The following is a 4,349-nucleotide window of genomic DNA, read 5'->3' as shown; positions in this document are numbered from 1 at the left end:
GCGGTGACGAGGGCGGCGGTGCGGCACGCCCGCCGGCCCGCGCCTGCTGCGCGGCCGCGGCGAGGTCAGCGCGCAGGGCGGCCATCGAGTCGCGGACGTCGTCGCGCAGCTGTCCCGCGAGCGCGCGGACCGTCTCGGCGAGGTCCGCCTCGAGGGCGGCGAGGTCGTCCTGCCGGTCCGCGAGCTCGCGCTGCCCCGCCTCGGTGAGCGCGTAGGTCGCCTTGCGTCCCTCGTCGTGCCGGCGCACCAGCCCCTCCTCCTCGAGCCGCGCGAGCCGGGGGTAGACCGTGCCCGGGCTCGGCCGGTACGTGCCGCCGAAGCGCTCGCTGAGGGCCGTGATGAGCTCGTACCCGTGCCGCGGCCCCGCCGCGAGCAGGGCGAGCAGGTACAGCCGGAGCTGGCCGTGGGCGAAGACCGTCGCCATCAGGCCCCGGCCGACGACGCGCTGGGCACCGACGACCCCCGCAGCACCGTCACGTGGCCCGAGACGCTCGTCGTGCTGATCACCGTGGGGCCGTGACCCGGCTCCTCGATCTCGGTGGCCCCGCCACGTGAGGGAGCGCGGTGCTGGCGGCCGTCGACGACGGTCCGGCCCGTGGCGCTGCGCGCCTCCACGCGGACGCCGGCCCCCGCGGGGAGCCGCACCGTCACGTCGCCCGAGACCGAGGACACCGCGATCGCGCTGTGGGTGTCGCGCACGTCGAGCGTCAGGTCGCCCGACACGCTGTTGGCGTTGACCCGCGTCAGCACGCCCGACGCCGTGAGGTCGCCCGAGACGGTGTTGAGCCGCAGGTCGCCCGCGTGGTCGCGGACCACGATCTCGCCGGACACGGTGTTGCCGCGCAGGGCTCCCCGCGTCGAGTCGGCCGCGAGCTGTCCGGAGACGGTCGAGACGCTGACGTCCTGGCGGACCCCCGCCACGAGCGCGTCGGCGCTCACCGTGCCGAGGCGCACGGCGACGTGACGGGGCACCGCGATGTGCACCTCGGCCGCGTCCTTGTCGGTGAACGTGCGGACCTTGTCGAGGAACGCCTCCCAGCCCCCGAGCGTGAAGCTGTAGCCGACGGCGAGCTCGCCGTCGCGCAGCGTGACCTCGAGCGGCCGGCCACGGACCGAGTGCACCTCGAGCCGCGCACCGGTGGCGGCGTCGTCGTCGTGCACGACGACGTCCACGCGGCCCGCCACCACCTGCACGCGCAGCGAGCGGACGTCCTCGACGTCCAGGATCTGGGGGCCCGGCAGGACCCAGGACTCCGTGCTCATCGGCTGTTCTCCCATCGAGATATATCGCGTCGTTGGAGACACGTTATATCGCGTCTTCGACGAACGCAACGACGAGCGTCGCCGTCGTGCAGGGACGCCTCGGGCCGGCCACGACGCGCGTGGCCGGCCCGGGCGGTCGGTCGGACGGGTGGCGAGCGCGGTCAGCGCATGATGCCGGCGCCGCGCAGCTCGACCGTGAGGTCCTGCGGGTTGCTCGCGACGAGGCACGCGTCCTCGTACGTGACGACGCCGTCGCGGATCAGGCGGAAGAGGTGCTGGTCGAACGTCTGCATCTTGTAGTACTCGCCCTCCTTGATGAGGTCGACGAGCGGCGGAGCGTTGTACGGGTCCACGATCGCCTCGGCCGTGCGGCCGGTGTTGACCATCACCTCGATGGCGGCCGCGCGACCGGAGCCGTCCGCCTTGCGGACCAGACGCTGCGACACGACGCCGCGGAGCGCCTGCGAGAGCGCGTGGCGCACCTGGCGCTGCTCGTGCGGCGGGAAGAAGTCGACGATGCGGTTGATCGTCTCCTGCGCGTCGATCGTGTGCAGCGTCGACATGACGAGGTGACCGGTCTCGGCCGCCGAGAGCGCGGCGCGTACCGTCTCCACGTCGCGCATCTCGCCGACGAGGATGACGTCGGGGTCCTGCCGCATCGCGGCACGCAGGGCGACCGTGAAGTCGTCGGTGTCGAAGCGCACCTCGCGCTGGGACACGATGGCCTTCTTGTCGGAGTGCAGGATCTCGATCGGGTCCTCGATCGTGATGATGTTGCACTCCTTGTAGGTGTTCACCAGGTCCACCATGGAGGCGAGGGTCGTCGTCTTGCCCGAGCCGGTCGGACCGGTGACGAGCACGAGGCCGCGCGGCTCGAGCGCGAGCTCCCCGACGACCTCGGGCAGGCCGAGCTCCACGAGCGACTGGGCGCCGACGGCGACGCGGCGGAAGACCATGCCGAGCGTGCCGCGCGCCTGGTAGGCGTTGACGCGGAACCGGCCCACGCCCGGCAGCGAGTAGGCGAAGTCGGCCTCGTGCGTGCGCTCGAACTGCTCGCGCATCGTCGCGGGGATGACCTCGTCCACCATGTGGCTCGTGTCCGCGGGCGTGAGGTCGGGCACCTGGAGCCGGCGCAGCCGGCCGTCCACGCGCACGCGCGGTGCGGAGCCGACCTTGCAGTGCAGGTCTGAGCCGCCGCTGCTCGCGAGGGCGTGCAGGAGCGGGATCACGGACTGGGGCTCGTCACTCACCCCCAAGTGATCGGGCGACAGGTGCCCCGACTTGAGCGATCGGGACCCACCTCGTGCATGTGGGACCATGGACGCCGCCGAGAGCCCGCTCGGGCCCTGGGAGAGACAGCGAGGAGCACCCGATGAGCAAGCGCGGACGCAAGCGCAAGTCCCGCAAGGGCAGCGCCGCCAACCACGGCAAGCGCCCCAACGCCTGAGCCGTCGGCGGTGGGCGGGCCCGAGGGTCCCCCACCGCCCGGCCTGGCCGGGCTCAGCCCAGTGTCTGCGTGCGCAGGACGGTCAGCTGCTCGCGGATCCGCACGTGCAGCTCGGGCGGTGCGCACTCCGAGCACGAGCGCTTGACCAGCTTCTTGACGTGGTCCTCGATGTCGTACTCGGCGAGGCACGGCTCGCAGTCCGCGAGGTGAGCGCGGATCTGGTCCCCCTCGGCCTCGCCGATCTCGGCGTCCAGGAACGAGAACAGCTTGCTCAGGGCCTCGGCGCAGTCCAGCCCGCCCGGTCCCCTCACCGCGTCGTCTGAGCTCTGGTGCGTCACTGGGTGCCTCCCTCGGCAGCCGGGACGAGCCCGCGGTCGCGGGCGTAGTCGGTGAGCAGCTCTCGGAGCTGGTGCCGGCCGCGGTGCAGCCGGGACATGACCGTGCCGATGGGTGTGCCCATGATCTCGGCGATCTCCTTGTAGGCGAACCCCTCGACGTCGGCGAGGTAGACGGCGATCCGGAAGTCCTCCGGGATGGCCTGGAGCGCGGCCTTGACGTCGGAGTCCGGCAGGCGGTCGAGCGCCTCGGCCTCGGCCGAGCGGAGCCCCGACGACGTGTGCGAGGCGGCCCGCGCGATCTGCCAGTCCTCGATGTCCTCCGCCGCCGACTTCTGCGGCTCGCGCTGCTTCTTGCGGTACGTGTTGATGAACGTGTTGGTGAGGATCCGGTACAGCCACGCCTTGAGGTTGGTCCCCGGGCGGTACTGGTGGAAGGCGGCGAACGCCTTCGCGATCGTCTCCTGGACCAGGTCCTCGGCGTCGGCCGGGTTGCGCGTCATCCGCAGGGCGGCCGAGTACAGCTGGTCGACGTGGACCAGCGCCTCGGCCTCGAAACGTGCGGCCCGTGCGGAGGCGTCCTCCTCGGGTGCGCGGTGCGTGTCCTCGCTCATCACCCGCGAGCCTAGTGCCCGCCACGCGAGGCGCCCCCCGGCCGCCGCGCTCCGCCACGTCCGGAGCCCGCGCGCCGGCGCGGCCGTGCGACCGGCTCCGGCGGGGTCGCCGAGCGACGCCGTCGGGGCGGTGAGGAGCGCGGTCATGCCGTGGTGAACGCCGCCGGGCGCGCGCCCATTCCGCGAGCCCCTTCCGCGCGACCGCCCGGGCTCCGGTCGGAGGCCCCGGACGGGTGCCGTCGACGAGGGGACGCGTTAGCGTGCAGGAGCACGCCGAGCGCAAGGAGACGTCGATGCTGGTCCGTCGGATCGCCAGGCCCCTGTTCGCCGCATGGTTCCTCTCCGAGGGGCTCGACGCCGTCCGCCGACCGGACCCGCACATGGCCCGGACCGACGCCGCGTGGGAGACGCTCGGCCGCGGGCGGCTGCCCGAGCCGCCCGACGACGACCGGCTCCGGCTCCTGGTGCGCGTCCACGGCGCCGCCATGGCGATCGCCGCGCTCATGCTCGCGCTGGGTCGCGCACCGCGCACCGCAGCGCTCGCCCTCGCCGCGCTCACCGTCCCGCTCGCCGTCGTGAACCAGCCGTTCGGCGCCTCCGCCCGGGTCGTCGCGACCGCGTCCGACGCCGCCGTCGCCGCGACCGCGCACGGCTCGCGCCGGCGCTTCGGGCGTCCGATCGGGGCGACCG

At 73.5% G+C, this 4,349-nt stretch carries 7 protein-coding genes; 2 read left to right on the top strand and 5 right to left on the bottom strand.

Annotation, left to right across the window (positions count from 1 at the left end):
• From ICW40_RS12580 to ICW40_RS12570, 3 genes are all read right to left on the bottom strand, one after another.
• Nucleotides 1–424: PadR family transcriptional regulator (locus ICW40_RS12580; protein WP_260459160.1), on the bottom strand; the 424-nt coding region annotated here is incomplete at its 3' end.
• Entirely contained in the window at nucleotides 424–1,263 is an 840-nt protein-coding gene (locus ICW40_RS12575; RefSeq protein ID WP_221654366.1) for a DUF4097 family beta strand repeat-containing protein, read from the bottom strand. The genes ICW40_RS12575 and ICW40_RS12580, both read right to left, overlap by 1 nt.
• A gap of 161 nt (nucleotides 1,264–1,424) precedes the next feature.
• Nucleotides 1,425–2,513 (bottom strand): type IV pilus twitching motility protein PilT, encoded by a 1,089-nt coding sequence (locus ICW40_RS12570; RefSeq protein WP_221654365.1) that lies wholly within the window; start codon nucleotides 2,511–2,513, stop codon nucleotides 1,425–1,427.
• Between the two features lie 122 nt (nucleotides 2,514–2,635).
• On the opposite strand from ICW40_RS12570, the gene ICW40_RS21770 reads away from it, so the two are divergent.
• Nucleotides 2,636–2,710 carry a 50S ribosomal protein bL37 gene (locus tag ICW40_RS21770; RefSeq protein ID WP_109231027.1) on the top strand — a complete coding sequence of 25 codons (75 nt, stop codon included), beginning with the start codon at nucleotides 2,636–2,638 and terminating at the stop codon, nucleotides 2,708–2,710.
• Between the two features lie 53 nt (nucleotides 2,711–2,763).
• Here ICW40_RS21770 and rsrA read toward each other — a convergent pair whose 3' ends face one another.
• Both rsrA and ICW40_RS12560 read right to left on the bottom strand, forming a co-directional pair.
• Entirely contained in the window at nucleotides 2,764–3,048 is a 285-nt protein-coding gene (gene rsrA, locus ICW40_RS12565; RefSeq protein ID WP_308121780.1) for a mycothiol system anti-sigma-R factor, read from the bottom strand.
• Entirely contained in the window at nucleotides 3,045–3,806 is a 762-nt protein-coding gene (locus ICW40_RS12560; protein WP_374199152.1) for a sigma-70 family RNA polymerase sigma factor, read from the bottom strand. The genes rsrA and ICW40_RS12560 overlap by 4 nt, the downstream gene beginning before the upstream one ends.
• A 113-nt stretch (nucleotides 3,807–3,919) precedes the next feature.
• On the opposite strand from ICW40_RS12560, the gene ICW40_RS12555 reads away from it, so the two are divergent.
• Nucleotides 3,920–4,349, top strand: a 430-nt coding sequence (locus tag ICW40_RS12555) for a DoxX family membrane protein (RefSeq protein ID WP_221654363.1), incomplete at its 3' end; no start/stop codon positions are given.

Source organism: Actinotalea ferrariae, from assembly GCF_019733465.1.
In the GTDB taxonomy this organism is placed as follows: Bacteria; Actinomycetota; Actinomycetes; order Actinomycetales; family Cellulomonadaceae; genus Actinotalea; species Actinotalea ferrariae_A.
Note: the sequence above shows the minus strand (reverse complement) of the source record. Positions and strands in the feature narration are given on the sequence as shown.